Source organism: Minwuia sp. IMCC3060 (assembly GCF_029909435.1).
GTDB lineage: Bacteria > Pseudomonadota > Alphaproteobacteria > Minwuiales > Minwuiaceae > Minwuia.
On record NZ_CP123782.1, the window covers coordinates 3,418,683 to 3,437,822 of the forward strand.

Genomic DNA, 19,140 nt, shown 5'->3' on the forward strand with positions numbered 1-19,140 from the left:
CTCAGCGCGCCTCCGGCAGGCGCAGGACGATGGACAATCCACCTTCGGGATTGCGCTCCGCCACCGCCGTTCCGCCAAGGGCCTCGACATTCCGGCGGGTCAGCCACAGGCCGAGACCGTCGTGCCCATCGTCGGCCCCGCCTGTATCGCGGATCGTGACATGGCGGAGGAAGATGAACTCCAGCCGGTCCTCCGGCACACCCGGCCCGTTGTCGGAGATCCGGGCTTCCACCATGCCTTCCCCGACGGGTCGGATCGTGATCGTGATCTCGCCGTCCTGACCCAGCAGGCCAAGGGCATTCTCCAACGGGTTCTCGATGGCGATGGTGAGCAGATCCCTGTTCCCCACGACCGTCGTGCGGCCTTCACTCCGGACACTGATCGTCGCCCCCGATTCCTCCGCGACCTCCGCGAAGCCATCGACAATGCGCCCGATCAGGTCGGCGAGGTCCAGACGTGTCTTGTCCGGCGAGATCAGTGCGGCAGTCGCCTCCTCACTGCGGCGAATGGCACCGATAAGGCTGTCGAGGCGCTCCACGGCACGGTCGATCCGTTCGATGGACTGGTGGGGTGCGGCCTTCACATCCGGCAGTGCCCGCCGGAGCGGCTCCAGGGCCTGTGCAATGACGCCGACAGGGGTCTTGAGGGCGTGTGCATTCTCTTCAGCCGAAGTCCGCAACTGATCGGCGGAACGACGCAGGCTGCCCACCATGTCATCGAAACTGCGGGCAACCCCATCCAGTTCCGGCAGTCGGTTGAGGTCACGGAAACTGGACTGGCGGCCACCTCCCCGCCGCATCACACCCGCCAGGTCGGCAAATCGCTGCAGGTTGCGCCGTACCGACAGGAACAGGCCAAAGACTGCAACGACCATCAACAGGTAGATCCCGGCGCTGACCAGCATTTCCGGGCTCTGCCAGTAGGGCACTTCCGCAGGCGATCCCAGACGCGCAACTTCCGCCTTCGTGGTCACCACAACCCAGCAACCGGCCGCATTGCTGACGGGTGTCACCGATGTGATGGCCCGGCGGCTGCCGGAGACCGTTTCGTATACGGAACCGGTGCGCCCCGCCCAGGCGCAGTTGTCCTGCAGAATGGAAAGCGCACCAGTCGCCAGCAAGCGCTGCTTCTCGCTGTCGAAGGCATTCTCGGAAATCGTCGGCCAGGCCCCGACAAAGAAGAATCCACCGCTGTCACCCGCGGGCCGGAACAGCACCCGGATGCCATTGCCGCTGCTGTCGAACCGGGCAAGCACTTCCTGCAGCTCCGGCAGGCGCGTGGGATCAAGTGATGAGAGAATGCCGCTGGCGATCAGCGCGCCCTGCTCCGCCACCGCCTGACGCAGCAGACTGCGTCGCTCACTGTCCGCCTGCTGCAGTTGCAGGTAGATGATCGCAGGCACGATGGCGAGAATCGCGGACAGAATGACGAGGCGCATCCAGAGGGAACGCAGGAAGCGGGACATCAGCCTACCTGATCCGATCAGGCATCGCGTGCCTTGCGCCAGCGGTAGCCGAATCCGGGATAGTTTTCGATCTCGGCAAACTCCGGATCGATAGTCTCGAACTTGCGACGGATACGCTTGATGATGCTGCGGACATTCGTGCGGAAACCGTCGTCGCCGGACCCCGCGTGAAAGCCCTCGCCACGTACCAGATCGTAGATCTCCCGATAACGCATGTTGCGGCCCGCATTCTCCGCCAGGTGACGCACCACGGCAAATTCGGAGATTGTCAGGTCGACCTCATGCTCCTTCCAGAGCGTGCGGGCGGAATCCGTGTCCAGCAGCAGGTCGCCAGCCCGATGTTCCGCCGATGCTGCGTCGCTGTTTCCAGCCGCCCCGCGCGTGCCGCCAAGAATCAGTTCGATCCGCCATTTCAGAATGGAAAAGCTGCGGGATTTCTCGATGAAATCGACCGCGCCACCGATCAGTGCCGCCTCCTCGTAGATCTGATCGCTCAGGACGGTCAGGAAAATGACAGGCAATTCGATCCCGTCCGCCCGAATCTGCTTCAGGACCTCGATGCCGTTCATCCGTGGCATCTTCCAGTCGAGCAGGATGAGGCCTGGCGCGCCGCCGGCCTCCAGCGCCGCGATCACATCAGGCCCATCCGGGAATTCCTGAACGCTGAAGCCAGCGTCCTCGAGGTTCTGAGCCACCGATTCCCGGAACAGGTCGTCGTCATCAACCAGGAAAATACGAGGCTGCGGCTGCTCACCCATCAGCAACTTTCTCCGCTATCGGATCGGGACACCGTTCATCCCTTCCGACCGTTGTATCGACCTCCAGTCCCGCCGTCTCGAACGTCAGGGCCTTCAGCAGCTGGTTGTTCACGTCACGGAACAGGAACAGCGCCAGTGTGCAGCCGGAGAACCGGTATTCCCAGATCGTGGCAGGTGATTGTATCCGCACTTCGGATGGGGAGCCCATCTGGCGCAGCAACTCGTCGGCATTCAGGCCCACGAGCTCGCCAAAAGGTGGTTTCTCCCTCAGTTCCCCGCCGACAGGCGCTTCGGCATCGCGACTCGCCCGGGTAGAAGGCCCCGGCTCGACCACACCGGCCCTGGCGACGGGACGCCGCGGGGGCAGAGGCGGCACCTGCTGCTCCCCCGGCGCCAGCACCGCAAGACCGGGCGACGGCTCGGTCTGCGGACTCGCTGCACCACCCGCCAGGGACCGCTGAGCGCCCCCGGCCTGTGGCGGCGGTAACTGCTCGCAGGCAGCCAGAATAACAACAAGCGTCAGAGCTGCTGCGGACCCGAGCCAATTCATCCGGGCCAATCCCCCTACCGATAGTGGAGCTTCATGGTACCCCGTTACGATCTGCAGGGGAATTCCGATGCTTATCACGTTATTCGCCGGATCGATAAGGTGTCCACTGTCAGAGGACGGCAGCGATCACCGCACCACGGTCGCGACAGAACTGACAGACTTCATTGGCGTGACAACGCGCCCGCCTCAAGGATTCTGCCAAAACGTAAGCCTGCCCGACCGAAATCGATCAGGCTGCCAATGGTCCGGGATCGTGCGCGCTGATCGGCAATCGAATCCTCCAGCGATGCGGCCCCACGGGCAAGACCGCTGCTGCGTCGGACCGCACGCCGTGCCGCCATCGCCTGGCGCATGAGCGAACCGCTGGATGCGGCAACTCCCCGAGCCCCACCCTGAACATTCTGACGTGCCAAGGTCCGGGCAAGTTGCTCCTGTCCCTCGCGATCGCTTCGGGCAAGGTCAAGGCGGGTGCGGGCACGGGATACCCGGCGCGTGGCCGATGCCGCCGATGCCTGCTGCGCGCTCGAAAGGGCAGAAAGCCCCAGGGTCGCTATTCCTGCGGAAACTGGATCAGCCATTACTGTGTCACCTCTGCTGTGATGGAGAGAATACTTGCTGGCTCGGTCGATTTTCCGGTCACGCAGACAGTTGCCCCGACATCGCCGCGACCGCCGTTCCACCCGAGCAGGCGAACAGTCGCCAGTCTGGCAGCCACCTGGTCGGCGCTGCCGAAGGAAGCGGAACCGAATGTTCGTGGCTCGACATCCCGGCCATTGACCGCGAACCGGCCTGCGCGACCCGTGCGGATCGTGGCGCGCACCAGGCGATGCCTGTTGCCGATGAAGGTGCCGTCCGTCAGTTCCGCCTCCAGCGGCATAGTCTCCACCGTCCAGCCGAACGGAAACCCGACTTCGAGACTGTCGACCGCTTCCGGGGTCGTGACGGCGCCATCGACCACGGTCGCGGCACCAAGATCCACGCCTTCGCTGAACAGGTGCACCTCGCTACCGTCCAGTACTTCCAGGCCATTCCATTCCGTCGCCGGCACGACGCCAACCGGCGTAGCGACAACCGAGGAATCCAGACAGGACCCAGGCTCCAGACATTCGACGAACCAGCGCGTGCTTCCCGACAGTTGCCGGGACACGACAGCATAGACCCGGGCGCCGACGGCACAGATGGCCTTGACGAGACCGCCACCCCCCAGACGAAGGCGGGTCCATCCGGCGATGTTCTGAGCGCGACGGGTGTTCAGAACAGCAATCGTACCGTCCGCGTTGGCGAGCATCAGGTGATTGGCACCGTCCAGCTCCGTACCCTGTCGCGCTGTCATATCGACCGGCGAATCGATCAGGCCACCGGCCAGCAACCCCAGATCCTGCGGCACCAGCACCTGCCGGGCATCGTCGAACACCAGCTCATTGCAGGTCGCGCGCACCGAGTCGCTGGAGGAACGGATGAACACGACCACGCCATCCAGCTCCACCGGGCGTATCGGCGCTGCGGGCAGCTCGCTCTGCCGCCTGAAGAAGAAGTTGGCTGGTGTGACCGGCGTCTCGGTACAGGCATAGACGCCGCCAGATGTCATGGCGAGAAAGTCGTTGGAGACGAAGAGCTGCTCCACAGCGGCGATCTGGTCATTGTCCAGCGTCAGCTCGACGGCTTCGTCATCCAGAACATCCGCTGTCGTTCCGAAGTCGAAGAAAGATCCGGCCCGGGACCCCCAGATGGTCTGCGGGCGGGACCTGTTCTGTCCGAAGTAGAGTCGGCCCTGGAACAGGTTGACTGACCGAGGCCAGCCGCGCAGGTCCGACCACGCATCCTCCTCGACCGTCCAGAGGCCCGGCTCTGCAGCCGTCGTTTCCTCCGGGGTCTGCACGACCGTACCTTCGACGACCGTAGCGCTGGTCCTTGCCGTCACCCGGACCAGACCGCCATGGATCCGGACCCAGAACGTCGGTGCCCCTTCCGACAGGTCGACGGACGCGAAGTCGATGTCATCCGTCGATGTCACTGTCGCCGTGTCCCCGGAAATGGAGATGGATGCCGTCCCGAGCGTCAGTCCGCGGAAGTTGAAGGTCGGCGTGTTCGTCAGCGGAAGTGCGCCCAGCACCCAGTCCTCACCCTCACCGTCATGCTGGCGCAGCAACCGTCGGGGCGGGTAATCCGGATGCACCAGGATCATGGTGTCGAGACTCTGCGTCCATGAGACATCAGCCAGTTCATCCGAGGTGAAGAACCTGTCCGCGTCATCCGGGACCTCGGGATCGGGGATCAAGGACTGGTTCAGGACACCATCCTCGAAGACGTCGATGCGCCGGTGCGAGAAGGCGATCAGATAGGACTTGCCGAGTGCGAAGGTGAAACTCGCCAGACGGATGGTCTCTTCGCCCTCGGGTGGTTCGATTTCGGCGACATGACGAAACCCGCCTCGCGTGGTCACACCGCCTTGGGCCATGCCCAGCACATTGGTCAGATCCCGGGCCCCGGCGAAATAGGCCCGGACGTCGGTACGTGCCTCGACGGCGGGATCCAGCATGCCACTGGTGAAGCTGAACTGCTGCAGGGCTGTACGTCTGGGCATCGGTTCATCCTCTCACGTCGACAAGCGGGAAACGTTCGATCGTCTGCGGTGTCTGCTGCTGACCGTCGATGGTGCGGGCGCGCGCAAACTCCCGTTCCGCTGCATTCGCCAGCATCTCGGTGCGGCTGGTGTTCTCGGTCAGCGGCAGACAGAGATCGGCCGCCAGCCGACAGATCAGCGCCTGATCGAAGAAGGCCGGAAAGGCGCTCTCGTCAGGGCGAAAGATGTAGGTGAGCATCAGGGTCTCGGCGTTGGCATGCAGCCGCCGTTCCTGAATGCGATAGGAAATGCCCCGACCGCGCCCGGACTGGCCATGACCGGCGGACAGGACCCGCAGGAAATCGCCGGGCAGGCTGAACGCATGATCAAAGTCGGCGCGCGGGGTCTCGTCCAGCCTGGCAAGCCGGACCTGAGCGGTGGCAAAGGACCAGGGATGGCCCGAAAGCAGGGAATCACGGCAGACCCCATACAGAAGCGAGGCAATCTCGGCCTCGGCGGTATTCTCCTCGAAACTGCTGATCGGCTGTGCACCGACCTTGAGCAGCGCCCGTGCGCAAAGCTGCACGCTGTTGAGGGCCATTGGCGGCCTCCCTTGAATGAAGGAAAGAAGGGGTGGGGAACGCGGCACCGCTCGGCACCACGTCCCCCGACCGGTCAGCTGCCGTCGCTGCCGCCCACGGCGGTCAGGTCGGTAACATCGACAGTCTCGCCGGCGTTCTGGTTAACGATGGCAATGCCATGCCCGTCCGTAGCGCGGACGAAGACCCAGTCATCGACCCGCAGCATGTCGCTGGCGCCGTTGAAATAGCCGGCGGCAACAACATCGGCCTTCGCGTCGTCGGTCGTGGCATAGCCCCAGATGGCGAAGCCTGCGCCACCCCCGGCCATGCGTTCGAGATTCTCGATCTTCAGTGCCATGAGGTCACTCCAATCAGGATTCGGCGCAGGGAATGGTGACGACACCGGCGGCGTCGATCAGGACAGTGCCCTGGCTCATGTAGTTGTTGACGAAATGGGAGGCGTGATCGCCGTGCCAGGTGATGTCGGACGTGACATCACTGCCGATGGCATGGCCCACGGCCGTCTTGTGGTACCAGTGGCAGAGCCGGTTGCCCGACTCGTCGGCCGACAGTCCGGTATGCGGGAACCAGAGCGTGCCGAGCCAGGTCTTGGCCTGCGTGTGCTTCCAGGGCAGCTGACCGTCGCCGACATAGTCCGCATTGGCGAACTCCGGAATATCCAGCAGTTCCGACCACTGCTTCCAGCCGACAACGGCATACCGTTCGCCGTCATCAGGCACATCGGCCTCGCCCAGGATCTCGAAGGCTTCAAGGATCTTCGCCTTGGTCAGTCCCCCGGCCGTGGTCGGCGTGAGGTTGGTGGACCTGGCCAGTTCCGTGACGATCAGGTCATCGGTCTTGCGACCCAGGGCATAGGCGCCCGCATTGACCTGCACCTTCATCTCGTCGGTGCCGGACTTGATCTGGTCCAGCCGGTCAACCCAGTCACCGGCATAGAAGTCCTTCAGGAAGCATTCCACCGCCTCATGCGAGACATTCATGGTCGGCACCAGACCGTGCCGTGCCTTGACGGATGCCACGCCCTTCCCGACCTTCTGGAAAACGGTCGAGGATCCCTTGACGTTGTTCTGCGTGCGCACGGTCTCACGCAGTTTCGTGCCCTGTCGCTGGTAGGCGATATGGACGTTCGTCGCATATTCGCGACGAAAGCTTTCGTCGACGCTGTTGCTCATCTTCAAACTCCGAGAATGTGTGAAATTCGCCGGGTCCGCGTCGGATAGGCCGGTCGATTCCGCTGCCTGCACGATGACGGGCAGCCTCTCGCTGTTCCGCTGCCGGGGGTTGGCGATGGCGCCAGTGGGCCGGGGCAGGTACAAGCAGCGATGAATGCGTATTTATACCGATATTTACCGAATTACAAGCCGCAAGATTCGCTGCCCGCTTGTCGCATGGCGGGACAGCCGCCAAGATGCCCGTCCTCTCTTCTCAGGAGCCCGCCAGATGACCAGACCGTTCCCGAAGCACCCGCAACTGTCCGGCAACTATGCCCCGATGCTGATGGAGGGGGAGGCCGGCGATCTGATCGTGCGTGGCGAGCTGCCGGACGCTCTCAACGGCACCCTGTTTCGCATCGGCCCCAATCCGCAGTACCCCCCGCGCGACCGGAATCATCACTGGTTCGCCGGCGACGGGATGGTGCACGGCTTCCGGTTCAGGGAGGGGCGTGCCAGCTATCTGAATCGCTGGGTCAGGACTACGAAGTTCCTGGCGGAACGCGCAGCAGGGGAGGCACTGTTCGGCACCTTCGGCAATCCCATGACGACCGATCCGTCCGTCGTCGGCCAGGACTCCGGCCTGGCAAACACCAATATCATCCACCATGCCGGAAAGCTGCTGGCGCTGGAGGAAGCCCATCCGCCTTTCGAGATGGCAGGCGAAGACCTGTCATCGCGCGGCTACCACACCTTCGCGGATCGCCTGACGGGTGGGAAGATGACCGCACATCCGAAGATCGATCCGGAAACCGGCGAAATGCTGTTCTTCGGCTATTCGACAGGTGGCCACTTCACGGACCGGATGACGTTCCACGTGGTGAGTGCGGAAGGCGAGATCACCCGGGCGGAGTCCTTCACGACCCCCTATTCGGCCATGGTGCATGACTTCATCGTCACCCGGTCGCACGTCGTGTTTCCGGTCCTGCCGCTGACCGGCAGCCTGGAACGGGCAATGAAGGGACAGTCGCCGTTCGCGTGGGAGCCGGAGAAGCCCGGCTGGCTCGGTGTCCTGCGCCGCGACGCTGGCATCGGGACGCTGAAGTGGATCGAGGTTCCGGCCTGCTATGTGTTCCACGTGCTGAATGCGTTCGACGATGGCGACGATATCGTCGCCGATGTCATGAAGTACGATGCCGCGCCCCTGTTCCCGCACGCGGACGGCACGCCGGGTGATCCGTCGGCTGCCACGTCCACACTCTGGCGCTGGACCCTGAATGGGCCGGCAGGAAGCTTTTCCGCACGTCAACTGGATGATCGGCCGGGTGAGTTCCCCCGGGTTGACGACCGGCGCGCCGGACTTGCCCACCGGCACGGATGGATCGCCGCGGTGGACCAGCGCCGACCGGGAGATCGCGGTGTCTGGACCGAATATGTTCACCTGGACCTGCAGGAGAAGCGCCGGACGATCTGGACAGACGGCGCCGACACGCAACTGTCAGAGCCTGTTTTCGTGCCCGCTTCCCCGGATGCCCCTGCCGACGATGGCTGGATTCTCGGCATTGCCTACAGGGCCACCGAGAATCGCAGCGATGTCCTCGTCTTTGCCGCGACTGACCTGTCGCAGGGGCCGGTTGCGACGGTCGAACTGCCGCATCGTGTGCCGCACGGGTTCCATGGCAACTGGGTCGATGCGGCGACCTGAGCCTGAGGTCGGCTGAGGCACAGGCTCAGGCCGGTCGCATCAACCGAGCGTCGTGCGCAATTCTCCGGGCTTGCCCAGATCATCGACGAAGGCAAGCAAAGCCCGCCGCCCGCTGTTGCGGGAACGGCGGTTGCGCAGGCGCGCCTTGTTCTGCTTTTCCAGCCGCCTGGACTCCTCTTCCTCCCGGCGCGCCGCATTGTCTGCGGCCGAGGTATCGGCTCCACCACCCAGCATGGCCATGTGAGACTCTCCACTTGCTTGATGCGCGCACACGATGTGCACACTTGCAGATCGGGAGCAGTCTAATGCTCGGCCTGAATTGCGTTCCCCTCCGCGTCCGCCAGCGCCAGAAGCCGCCGGACATCCGCTGTTGACCCCCGTGGCGCGTCCTTCAGGAATTCCGCTTCCTGCCTGAGATCACTCAGCCTTTGCAGCGCCATCCCGCGCGGCAGCATGGCCCGCACTTCGAACGCGCCATCCGGCCAGAGGCGATAGTCCAGATACCCCAGCATGGGCACCCCCGTGCCGACTCGCAGGCCGGAGCGGTAAGCTGTTGCCGGGGCCCAGACAAACCGCGTCTCTCCGATCCTGACATCCAGATACTTGTGCAGGTGACCACTGGCGACAAACCGTACCCGGTGACGCAACAGCAGGGAGAGCAGGCGCGCGCGGGTGCCGGAGGGAGCGATGATCTCCAGTGGCGTCCCGGCGTCGATCCGGCGCGCAAAGAACATGGGCTTGTGCAGGAACACACCGACCGGTCGCCCACGGCCGGACTGCAATGCCTCCTCCAGCCAGCGCAACTGGACCGCCTCTTCCGGCAGGCCTGTGCCGAGAAGCTGCGAGTTCAGACCGACAAGCCGCCAGCCCGCCACATCTCGAATCCAGCGATCCGGCCCGAACCGTTCACGATAGCGGGCAAGCCGCTCCTCGGTGACCGGCTGCGCCATCATCGCGAAACCGGGCTCCTCCCCCACATCATGATTGCCGGGCAGGGACAGGACCGGCGCACGGAAAAGCCGGTTGGCCGCCACCGCAAGATCCAGATCCAACGGTCGCTCGACGCCATTGATGGTGAGGTCGCCGGTATGGACGACCAGGTCAGGCGACAGACTGTTGATGCTCGCGACTGCAGCCAGATAGTTGGCAACGAAGAAACCCTGCCTGTCGCTCAGATGCGTGTCCGAGATCTGGACCAGCCGCAGGGCGGACAGGGGTCGCTGACGATCACGCGGGCTATTCGAACAGATCGAAGATCTCCGCCAGTGCGGTTGTCTGGCTGCCCTTGGTGGAGCTCGGAACCAGGATCGGTGTCTTGACCCCCGCATCGCGCCAGCGCTCCAGTCCCTCCAGTATGCGCGACCTGGGCCCGGCCATGGTCACGCTGTCCAGCCATTCGTTGCTCATCAGGCTCGGGATACGATCGGTTTCACCTGCGTTGATGGCAGCTTCGATGTCCGACATCTCCTGCTCGAAGCCGGCGGCGGACCAGTACTTGCGGTAGTTGGGAAGCAGAACGTAGCGGGAGAGCGTCTTGCGATGAACCGCGCGACCGGCATCGATATCGTCGTCGATCGCCGTTGGAATCATGGCCGCCGTGAAGAAGTCATCGCTCGCAGAAGCGGGGCGCGCCGCCAACTGAGCGGCAACCGTGTCACGCGGACCATTGGCCCAGACCGCGCCATTCCCGACCTCGACCGCCAGATCGAGCATCCGGTCCCGCAGCGTGGCAAGCACGAGGGGCGGCAACTCCCCGACTTCCTTCTCCGCCGCGCGCATCTCGGCAACATAGGCGCGCATGTCCGTCACGGGCTTGCGTGTCCTTGGCACACCGTGCCGGTCCAGCGAGACCTCGTGGCTGATGCCCAGCCCCATGCGAAAGCGCCCCCTGGAAATCTCATGCAGGAAGGCGGCATTGTCGGCCAGCTGACGCGCCGTCTGGAAGTAGATCGGCTGGATCGAACTGCCCACGACCAGACGCGTCGTCTCCTGCAGGATGGCCTGGCAGAATGGCAGGCAGGCCGAGACACTGGTGACGAAGACACCGGCGAAATCACGGGCTTCGGTTTCCTTGGCGAACTCGATCATCCGGTCACGGCGACCGGGCAAGGCGGCGATGGCAAGAGCTGGCTTCTGCATGATCGAACTGGTCCTCCCCAAGAACACGATCATTCCATCGTAGTTCAAGGACGGCACCGCAAACAATCACCGGTGTATCGGAGAAAACCGGAACTGCTTTCAGGATTACCGGTAACTGTACCGAAATCGGCTCGCCATGGAGGCAAAGCGGACAGGCCTCGTGTCAGGGGCGCGACGCGAACCGGGGCCGCAACCTGATCGGAGCAGTGCAAGCATGACCGAACACATCAAGATCAACAGCACCGTGCCGCGGGCAGAATATGCTGCAGACGGCATGACGACCGCATATCCGGCACCATTTGCCTTCCTGAAGGCGGCCGACCTGAAGGTCTGGATCGGGTCCGCGAAACAGCAACCCGACACGGACTACACGGTGACAGGTGAAGGCACGACCGCAGGCGGGACCGTCACCTTCACCAGCCCACCGGCGACCGGACAGAGCGTTGTCATCAGCCGGCAGGCCACCGTCGCGAGAATGTCGGATTTCCTGCCGGGCGGGAGCCTGCGTGCCGACACGCTGAATGACGAACTCGACAGGCTCACCCTTGCCCTGCAGGAGGCTGAAGCGGCGAGGGAGCGGTCATTGCGTATCGCCGATCATGACGCGGATGCTGCCCCCGGCGCACTGCCGACGCGGGCGCTGCGCGCGTCGCGCGTGCTTGCTTTCGACGACCAGGGAGACCCGGTCGCGGGTCCCGCCAGCAACATCCTGTCCGATATCGAAGGGGCTGTGAGCAGCGTGACCGAAGATGCCGCTGCCGCCGCCGCAAGCGCGCTTTCAGCGGCGGGTGACGCGGCCTCCGTTGCCAATGTCGCGGCCCTGGTCCAGAACATTCCAGCCACCCTGTCAGCCACCGGTGACGGGGAGACTGTCGCCTTCACCCTCTCCCGCGCGCCGGTCGATGACAGGGCGCTGCTGGTCAGCCTGGACGGCATCATTCAGCACGGGACCGCATTCGCCACCTCAGACAATGTCCTCACCTTCGCATCTGCTCCGCCAGACGGTGTCGCGATCGAGATCCGCGACCTTTCGGCCACGGCGATCATCGATGCCGCCGAAGTCTCAGCTCTTGCGGCCATCTCCGACGCCATTCCGACCGTTGCCGCAATCAGTTCGGACGTGTCATCCGTCGCGGCAGCCGAAACCGCGATCAGTGACGTGGCGACCGACCTGAACGGCGCGAACACCATCGGTGCCGCAGTCGCGGCAGCCAGCGCGGCCGCGGCGTCGGAAACCGGTGCCGCGGCGAGCGCCACAGCCGCCAGTGCAAGTGCCGTGTCAGCCGCCGCCTCCGAAGCAAATGCGGAAGCTTCCGAATCCGGCGCCGTCAGCGCACAGGCACTGGCGGAGATCGCGCAGACTGCCGCGGAAGCCGCGAGGGCCGGAGCGGAGGCTGCCGAAACCGGCGCCGGGACTGCGGAGACGAACGCGGCCGTATCAGCCAGTGCCGCCGCCGCCAGCGCATCAAGCGCTTCCGGCGCCGTGGCCGACGCGATCATCGCTGCCGCGCGCGGAACCTTCCGCAACCGCTTCGACATCCTGCCATCGGCGATCCTGGGTTTCGACCTGGGCGAGGTCAGCCAGATCGTGCTGACCCGCGCGACAGCGGGTTTCACCGATACCGACGGAGGCGGGATCGAGAGCAAAGGCATCGATACGCCCCGTCTGACCCATGATCCGGAGACCGGAGAGCCACTGGGGCTTCTGCTGGAACCCCAGCAGACCAACCACATGATCCACAGTGATCTGCAACCCGGCGGGATCGGTGTGACCAACACCGCCGGGAATGCGCTGGCTCCCGATGGAACAATGACGGCGCGGACGATCTTCCAGACCGCCGACAGTGGCGGCCATGCTGTCGGCAACGCTTTCAACACCACTGGTGTTGTCTCCGGCACCCGATACATCGTTGCCATGGACGTGAAGGAGGTCGGAACAGTCCCGACCCAACATGCATTCTACGCCTATGTGGGCCCCTTCGACGGTGCAGCGAGCGACTATTTCGGCTGGCGCTGGGACTTCGCGACGGAAACACTCACGCCTTACAAGACCAGTTCATCGACGGTAACGGTCGGGCACCGGAAGTTGGGCGCGGGCTGGTACAGGCTCTGGGCCTCGGTCGTTGCACCAGGCGCTTCCGGCACTTCCGGTTTCGTTCTGCAGTTCACGGATGGTATCGGCGGCGCCACCAGCTTTGCAGGCGACACGAATGCCGGGATCGCGGTCAAGGGATGCCGCTGCATTCCCGCCAGCCATGCGGATGCGCTGCCGCCGAGCCAGATCGAGACTGACGGATCACAGGTGACCCGCTCCGCCGATCTGGCAATTGTCGATCTGTCCGCCCAGACCGCATTCCGACCGGACGGATTCTCCATACTGGTGGAGGCGGAGATCCTTGACGATGACGGCACCCTGCTCGCCATCGGCAAGACCGCGACACAGGAAGTTGCGCTCGACCTGCAGGGTGGCGACCTGCACGTCACCAGCAGCAGCGGGCTGAACCTGACCGCCGCGAGCGGGCTTGCGCCCGGTGACCGGATCGTCGCCACGCTGCGCATGGCGGAGAATGACGTTGCCGTCTCGGTCAATGGGGCAACCGTCGTCACCGAAAGCAGTCACACACTCCACGGCGATGCCAACGAGATGCGGCTGGGTACCGATCTGTCCGGCACCAGCAACCTGCCGTGCGTGATCCGTCAGGTCGCCATCTTCGGCCCCCTTCCCGACGCAAGACTGGAGGCAATGAGCAATGGTTGAGTTCGTGAACCACTATCTGAAATTCCCGGATGAGGCGACCGCCGCATACGCGCTCGATGGGGCAGGAATTGCCCTGACGCCGACACCGGATCAGGACATCGACTTCGTGGGCACCGTCTGGAGCACGGCTGTGCTGGACGACAATGGTGACGTGGTCGTGCCGGCAACCGCCATGACGGGCTGGCACGTCAACCTACGCCTGCGCAACATGGATCTGCCGACCGCACTGCTGCCCTTCTCTCTGTTCCCGGCAACACCATTCCGGAGGTTTGCATGATGAGTATCACCCAACCAGGACGAAACATGCTCTCAGGCATTGGCGACGCTGCCGAACGTACTGTTGGAACGGGAGCGACCGAGCTTCCGGCATTCGCGGACCTGCCGGAACCCGTTCTGGCGAGTCAGGCGGAGGCGGAAGCGGGAACCGAGACTACGAAGATGATGTCGCCACAGCGTGTCGCGCAGGCGGTCGCTGCCCTGGGTGGCGGGATCCGGCGTGGCGGGTCCGGCGACACATCCAGCGGCACCAGCGTGACGATCACTGATCTGGCCGGCATCTCCGGGCCGGACATGATCGACATCTGGCTGGATGCCGTCAGCGTCTCGGGCAGCGACAGCCTCTTGATCCAGATCGGCGACAGCGGTGGTCTGGCTACCAGCGGCTATGTCTCCGGCAGCGGCACCGCCGCCACGTCAGGGCAGTTCACCACCAGTACGAGCGGGCTGGTCCTCTACCAGGGCGGCAGCGGCATATGGCGTGGTGTGATCCAGTTGCGCCGCACCACGGGCAACAGCTGGGTCGCGTCCCATGCCATGCAGGCGTCTGACGGAGGTCTCGTCATCTCCGGCGGAGGCAGCAGAACGCTCTCCGGCGCGATTGACCGTATCCGTGTCACACCAGCCGGGACAGACACCCTTTCCGGCGGCCTGGTCCAGTTGTTTGTCGGCAGGTCAGCATGATGAGCGACGTGGAACTGGCAAGGCTGGACGTTCGCCTCAACGCCCTCGAACGCAAGCTGGACCGCATCGAGGATGATATCCGCGAAACCCGGGCGATCTTCAACCGGGGCCGGGGTGCCGTCTGGGTCCTGGGTGTCCTGGGCGTGCTTGTCGGGCTGGGGCTGGGCTGGGCCGAAAAGATCCAGAAGCTGATGCAATGAGGATCCCGCCCGTCCGCCCCAACGCCGCGCCTGTGTCCGGTCTCGACGCTCCACGGCTCCACCAGGCGCCGGGGTGAGCAAGCAAACGGCGGTTGCCTGTCCCGCAACCGATGTCACACTGGCTACATCGGAAGAGTAGCTGGAGTGAGACCATGGCCGAGTACGACCTGATCATCCGCAATGCCCGGATCCACGATGGACTTGGAAGTGCCGAATGCGTTGGGGACATGGCTGTTGACGGGGGTCGGATCGCTGCAATCGGACAGGTATCCGGTACCGGTCGTACGGAAGTGGATGCGGCTGGCCAGGTGCTCATGCCCGGAATCATTGACATCCACACGCACTACGATGCGCAGCTGACCTGGGACCCGACCGCGTCCCCCTCGCCTGCGCTGGGCGTCACCACGGTCGTGATCGGCAACTGCGGTTTCGGGATTGCGCCGGCCACACCGGAATCACGCGACACACTGCTCGCCAACCTCTCGGTGGTGGAGGCCATGTCCCTCGACAGCCTTCATGCCGGGGTCGATTGGTCGTTCGAGAGCTTTGGCGAGTATCTCGACCTGATCGACCGCAAGCGGCCCTTTCCGAACGTGGCTGCACTGGCCTCCCATTCCGTCATGCGTACCGTCGTGATGGGTGCGGAAGGGTCGGAAAGGGCAGCGACACCGGACGAGCTGAAACAGATGCAGGATCTGCTTGCTGACGCCATGGCTTCGGGTGCCATCGGCATCGGCTCCTCGACCTTCGAGAACCATTTCGGTGCCGCAAACAAGCCCGTTCCTTCCCGATTGGCCGAGAACGCGGAATTCCGGGCCTTCGCCGAAACGATGGGGCAGGCCGGTGGCGGCATCATGATGGCGACCTGCGGCGACCGCACGGATATCCCCTTCCTCGGCGAACTTTCGGAGATTTCGGGCGGCACGACGATCTACGCGCCGATGCTGCATTTCTCCAACCAGCCGGACCGGGCCATCGGCATCGCCCGCGCCTGTGCGGCGGAGCGCGAGAAGGGACGCTCGGTCTATGCCCAGTGCTCCTGCCAGCCGCTGTCGATGGACTTCACGCTCGCCTCCGCCTATCCGATGCTGACGATCGACGGCTGGCCCGAAAGTGCCCCGGTCGCGGATCTGAAACATGCCTTTGCGGACCCCGCGCGCCGCCAGCGCATCCGGGACGCGCTGCAGGTGCCGTCGGGAACCCGCATCTTCAATGGCCACTGGGACCGGGTCGAGGTCACGATCACGCAGGATCCGGCCAATGCCGCGCTGGAAGGCCGCACGATTGCCGATATCGCGAAGGAACGCGGCGAGGATCCGGTGGACTTCTTCTTCGACCTCGCCCTCTCCGAGGGACTGGAGACCACCTTCACCGCCAAGCTGCTGAACGTCGAGGAGGACGCGGTGGGCGAACTGCTCGCCATGCCCGGCAATCTGGTCAGCCTGTCCGATGCCGGTGCGCACCACACGTTCTTCTGCGATGCGGGTTTTGGCATGCATTTCCTTGGCCACTGGGTGCGGGAACTGGGCGCATTCGATCTGGCGTCGGCCATCGTCAAGCTGACCTCGGAGCCCGCCGGGATCTACGGCCTTGACGGGCGCGGGGTGCTGAAGCCGGGCAATGCCGCCGACTTCATCCTGATCGACCCCGACACCGTCAGCATCAGCCGCACCCGGCGACTGAAGGACCTGCCTGCCGGCGGTGAACGGCTGGTGCGTGACGCCCCCGGTCTGCTGGGGACCTGGGTGAACGGAGTCCAGATCTTCGACGGCAGCGACTATTGCCCCGTCACGGGTCCGGGCGCGGTCCTGCGCCGCCGCTCCACTGATCGGCGGCAGGCCGCCGAATAGGGGCACCGCGCATGGACATTTCCTCCCTCATCGGTGAACTCGGCAGCCGGATCGAGCAGATTGTCGGGACCGATGGCCCCCTGCTGGACCGCCTGCTGGTCCCCTGGACATTCTATCAGGCCCTGATCCTGCTCGGACTGGTCCTGCTTGCGCATGTCATTTCCCGCATGATCACGCCCCTGGTCTCCGGCGTTGGCCAGGGAGCGCCTCACCCGCTGACCTCCGTCTTCAGGGCCATGGTCAATCGGCGACGGGCGATCCTGCTGGCGCTGCTGCTCTGGCTGACCGTCCTGACACTGAGGGAAGTGACCTGGCCCAGCCGGTCATTCTATCTCGCCATATGCGCCAATCTGGTCACCGCCTGGGTGATCATCTCCCTGCTGACCCGGCTGATCCGCAACCGGTTGCTGGGTCGGACCCTGGCCATCGGCATCTGGGGCGTGGCCGCGCTGAACATCACCGGCATCCTGCCCGTGGTGCTGGATGCACTCCAGTCGGCGACCTTCGGCATAGGGGACCGGCAGGTCTCCCTGCTGGCCATCGCCAACGGGATGATCATGGCCTTCGTGCTGATCTGGATCGCCATCCTTGTCAGCCGGCTGGTGGAGCGTCGCATCTTCTCCACGCCCGATCTTGCCCCGGCGACGCAGGTGCTGCTGTCAAAGCTGTTCCGGATCGCTGTTCTGACCGGGGCTGTAGTGGTTGCCCTCGATCTCACCGGCATCGATCTGACAGCCCTCGCCGTCTTCTCCGGCGCGGTGGGTCTCGGTCTGGGCTTTGGCCTGCAGAAGGTCGTGTCCAACCTGATCAGCGGTTTCATCCTTCTGACGGACAAGTCGATCAAGCCCGGTGACGTGATTTCCCTGGGTGAGACATTCGGCTGGATCAACAAGCTCAATGCCCGCTATGTCTCCGTCATCACCCGCGACGGCAGGGAATTCCTGATCCCGAACGAGGACCTGATCACCAACCAGGTGATCAACTGGTCCTACTCCGACAAGAACATCCGCCTGGAGATCAAGTTCGGCGTTTCCTATGACAGCGATCCGCATCTGGTACGGAAGATCGCCGTGGAGGCGACGACAGGCGTGGACCGGGTGCTGCCGTCACCCGCACCGGTCTGCCATCTGGTGGAGTTCGGGGATTCATCCATCGACTTCGTGCTGCGCTTCTGGATCATCGATCCGGCGGAAGGCGTCGTGAACATCAAGGGCAAGGTGTTCCTCGCCCTCTGGGACACGCTGAAGGAACATGAGGTCAGGATTCCCTATCCCCACCGCGAAGTCATCCTGCGTGAGCCTTTGAGGGCTGCCAGCCCGCCCGAGACGTGATAGATCGCTGCCGGACCGAGCGCACGCAAATCGCAGATGGAGAGGCCGTTCATGGCAACGAAGATCAACGCTGGCAATTTCTTCGAGGACTTCCGCGTCGGGCAGGAACTGCCGCACGCCACGCCACGCACCATCACCACGGGCGACGTCGCCCTCTATACCGCGCTGTTCGGCGGGCGCTACGCACTGCAGTCCGCCGACACGGTGGCCGAGGCGCTGGGCCTGCCGCGCAGCCCGGTGGACGACTGGCTGGTATTCCATGTCGTCTTCGGCAAGACGGTCCCCGACGTGTCCCTGAACGCGGTGGCCAATCTGGGCTATGCCCAGGGCCGCTTCCTGAAACCGGTCTATCCCGGCGATACGCTCTCCGCGCGCTCCACGGTCATCGGCCTGAAGGAGAATTCGAACGGCAAGACCGGCACGGTCTACGTCAATTCCGTCGGCACGAACCAGCATGGCGAGACCGTGCTCGACTATTGCCGCTGGGTGATGATCCGCAAGCGTGACGAGAACGCCCCGGCGCCCGACCCCGTGGTTCCGGAACTGCCGGACCGGGTCGATCCGGCGAGCCTGCAGGCCCCGGCCATCACCCTCTCCGGCCTGGATGACACGCTGGTCGGCGCGCCATGGCGGTTCGAGGACTATGCGGTGGGGGAGCGCATCGACCATGTGGACGGCGTGACGATCGAGGAAGCCGAGCACATGATGGCGACGCGCCTCTACCAGAACACCGCCAAGGTGCATTTCAACCAGCACACGGAAGGCCAGGGCCGTTTCGGGCGGCGGCTGATCTATGGCGGCCACATCATCAGCCTGGCGCGTTCGCTCGGCTTCAATGGTCTGGGATCCGCCATGTGGGTGGCGGCGATCAACGGCGGCGCGCACACGGCACCGACTTTCGCGGGCGACACGATCTACGCCTGGTCGGAAGTGCTGGAAACGGCTGAACTGCCGGGACGGAGCGACCTGGGTGCGCTGCGTCTCAGAACCGTCGCCACCAAGAACCGGTCCTCCGGTGACTTCGCCGACAAGGGTGCGGACGGCAAGCGCGACGCGGATGTGGTGCTGGATCTGGACACCTGGGTTCTGGTCCCCCGCAGGGGCTGAT

The 19,140-nt window shown here is 64.4% G+C and carries 18 protein-coding genes; 8 read left to right on the forward strand and 10 right to left on the reverse strand.

What is annotated here, in order from left to right; translation table 11 throughout:
* Nucleotide 1: 1 nt before the first annotated feature.
* The 7 genes from QGV54_RS15985 to QGV54_RS16015 all read right to left on the reverse strand — a co-directional run bounded on the left by QGV54_RS15985 (nucleotide 2) and on the right by QGV54_RS16015 (nucleotide 7,110).
* Entirely contained in the window at nucleotides 2–1,465 is a 1,464-nt protein-coding gene (locus tag QGV54_RS15985; protein ID WP_281019709.1) for a HAMP domain-containing sensor histidine kinase, read from the reverse strand.
* Between the two features lie 17 nt (nucleotides 1,466–1,482).
* Complete coding sequence (locus QGV54_RS15990) at nucleotides 1,483–2,223, reverse strand: response regulator transcription factor (RefSeq protein WP_281019708.1); 741 nt, start codon at nucleotides 2,221–2,223, stop codon at nucleotides 1,483–1,485.
* A complete protein-coding gene (locus QGV54_RS15995; protein WP_281019989.1) occupies nucleotides 2,216–2,773 on the reverse strand; it encodes a hypothetical protein in 558 nt (185 codons plus the stop codon). Before QGV54_RS15995 ends, QGV54_RS15990 begins: the two co-directional genes overlap by 8 nt.
* A 577-nt stretch (nucleotides 2,774–3,350) precedes the next feature.
* Nucleotides 3,351–5,357: a hypothetical protein gene (locus QGV54_RS16000; protein WP_281019706.1), complete on the reverse strand. Its 2,007-nt coding sequence runs from the start codon at nucleotides 5,355–5,357 to the stop codon at nucleotides 3,351–3,353.
* Between the two features lie 4 nt (nucleotides 5,358–5,361).
* The gene (locus tag QGV54_RS16005; RefSeq protein WP_281019705.1) at nucleotides 5,362–5,937 is read right to left on the reverse strand and encodes a hypothetical protein; all 576 of its coding nucleotides are present in this window, start codon (nucleotides 5,935–5,937) and stop codon (nucleotides 5,362–5,364) included.
* A gap of 74 nt (nucleotides 5,938–6,011) precedes the next feature.
* Nucleotides 6,012–6,275, reverse strand: a complete 264-nt coding sequence (locus QGV54_RS16010; protein ID WP_281019704.1) for a hypothetical protein — start codon at nucleotides 6,273–6,275, stop codon at nucleotides 6,012–6,014.
* Nucleotides 6,276–6,288: 13 nt separating this feature from the next.
* Nucleotides 6,289–7,110 carry a phage capsid protein gene (locus QGV54_RS16015; RefSeq protein ID WP_281019703.1) on the reverse strand — a complete coding sequence of 274 codons (822 nt, stop codon included), beginning with the start codon at nucleotides 7,108–7,110 and terminating at the stop codon, nucleotides 6,289–6,291.
* A gap of 268 nt (nucleotides 7,111–7,378) precedes the next feature.
* On the opposite strand from QGV54_RS16015, the gene QGV54_RS16020 reads away from it, so the two are divergent.
* Nucleotides 7,379–8,794, forward strand: coding sequence for a carotenoid oxygenase family protein (locus tag QGV54_RS16020; protein WP_281019702.1), 1,416 nt, complete (start codon nucleotides 7,379–7,381; stop codon nucleotides 8,792–8,794).
* 39 nt (nucleotides 8,795–8,833) lie between these two features.
* Here QGV54_RS16020 and QGV54_RS16025 read toward each other — a convergent pair whose 3' ends face one another.
* The 3 genes from QGV54_RS16025 to QGV54_RS16035 form a co-directional block, all read right to left on the reverse strand.
* Complete coding sequence (locus QGV54_RS16025) at nucleotides 8,834–9,034, reverse strand: hypothetical protein (RefSeq protein WP_281019701.1); 201 nt, start codon at nucleotides 9,032–9,034, stop codon at nucleotides 8,834–8,836.
* Nucleotides 9,035–9,096: 62 nt separating this feature from the next.
* The gene (locus QGV54_RS16030) at nucleotides 9,097–10,122 is read right to left on the reverse strand and encodes a metallophosphoesterase (RefSeq protein WP_281019700.1); all 1,026 of its coding nucleotides are present in this window, start codon (nucleotides 10,120–10,122) and stop codon (nucleotides 9,097–9,099) included.
* The gene (locus tag QGV54_RS16035; protein ID WP_281019699.1) at nucleotides 10,031–10,933 is read right to left on the reverse strand and encodes an LLM class flavin-dependent oxidoreductase; all 903 of its coding nucleotides are present in this window, start codon (nucleotides 10,931–10,933) and stop codon (nucleotides 10,031–10,033) included. The genes QGV54_RS16030 and QGV54_RS16035 overlap by 92 nt, the downstream gene beginning before the upstream one ends.
* 214 nt (nucleotides 10,934–11,147) lie before the next feature.
* Here QGV54_RS16035 and QGV54_RS16040 point away from each other — a divergent pair, with 214 nt between their 5' ends.
* The 7 genes from QGV54_RS16040 (at nucleotide 11,148) to QGV54_RS16070 (ending at nucleotide 19,139) form a co-directional block, all read left to right on the forward strand.
* Nucleotides 11,148–13,691, forward strand: a complete 2,544-nt coding sequence (locus QGV54_RS16040; RefSeq protein ID WP_281019990.1) for a hypothetical protein — start codon at nucleotides 11,148–11,150, stop codon at nucleotides 13,689–13,691.
* Nucleotides 13,684–13,968 carry a hypothetical protein gene (locus QGV54_RS16045; RefSeq protein WP_281019697.1) on the forward strand — a complete coding sequence of 95 codons (285 nt, stop codon included), beginning with the start codon at nucleotides 13,684–13,686 and terminating at the stop codon, nucleotides 13,966–13,968. The genes QGV54_RS16040 and QGV54_RS16045 overlap by 8 nt, the downstream gene beginning before the upstream one ends.
* Nucleotides 13,968–14,651 carry a hypothetical protein gene (locus QGV54_RS16050; RefSeq protein WP_281019696.1) on the forward strand — a complete coding sequence of 228 codons (684 nt, stop codon included), beginning with the start codon at nucleotides 13,968–13,970 and terminating at the stop codon, nucleotides 14,649–14,651. Before QGV54_RS16045 ends, QGV54_RS16050 begins: the two co-directional genes overlap by 1 nt.
* Complete coding sequence (locus QGV54_RS16055; protein WP_281019695.1) at nucleotides 14,651–14,851, forward strand: hypothetical protein; 201 nt, start codon at nucleotides 14,651–14,653, stop codon at nucleotides 14,849–14,851. Before QGV54_RS16050 ends, QGV54_RS16055 begins: the two co-directional genes overlap by 1 nt.
* 152 nt (nucleotides 14,852–15,003) lie before the next feature.
* On the forward strand, nucleotides 15,004–16,701 hold the full coding sequence (locus QGV54_RS16060; RefSeq protein WP_281019694.1) for an amidohydrolase family protein: 1,698 nt from the start codon (nucleotides 15,004–15,006) through the stop codon (nucleotides 16,699–16,701).
* Nucleotides 16,702–16,712: 11 nt separating this feature from the next.
* Nucleotides 16,713–18,032 carry a mechanosensitive ion channel domain-containing protein gene (locus QGV54_RS16065; protein ID WP_281019693.1) on the forward strand — a complete coding sequence of 440 codons (1,320 nt, stop codon included), beginning with the start codon at nucleotides 16,713–16,715 and terminating at the stop codon, nucleotides 18,030–18,032.
* Nucleotides 18,033–18,083: 51 nt separating this feature from the next.
* Complete coding sequence (locus tag QGV54_RS16070; protein WP_281019692.1) at nucleotides 18,084–19,139, forward strand: MaoC family dehydratase; 1,056 nt, start codon at nucleotides 18,084–18,086, stop codon at nucleotides 19,137–19,139.
* The last annotated feature ends 1 nt before the right edge of the window (nucleotide 19,140 follow it).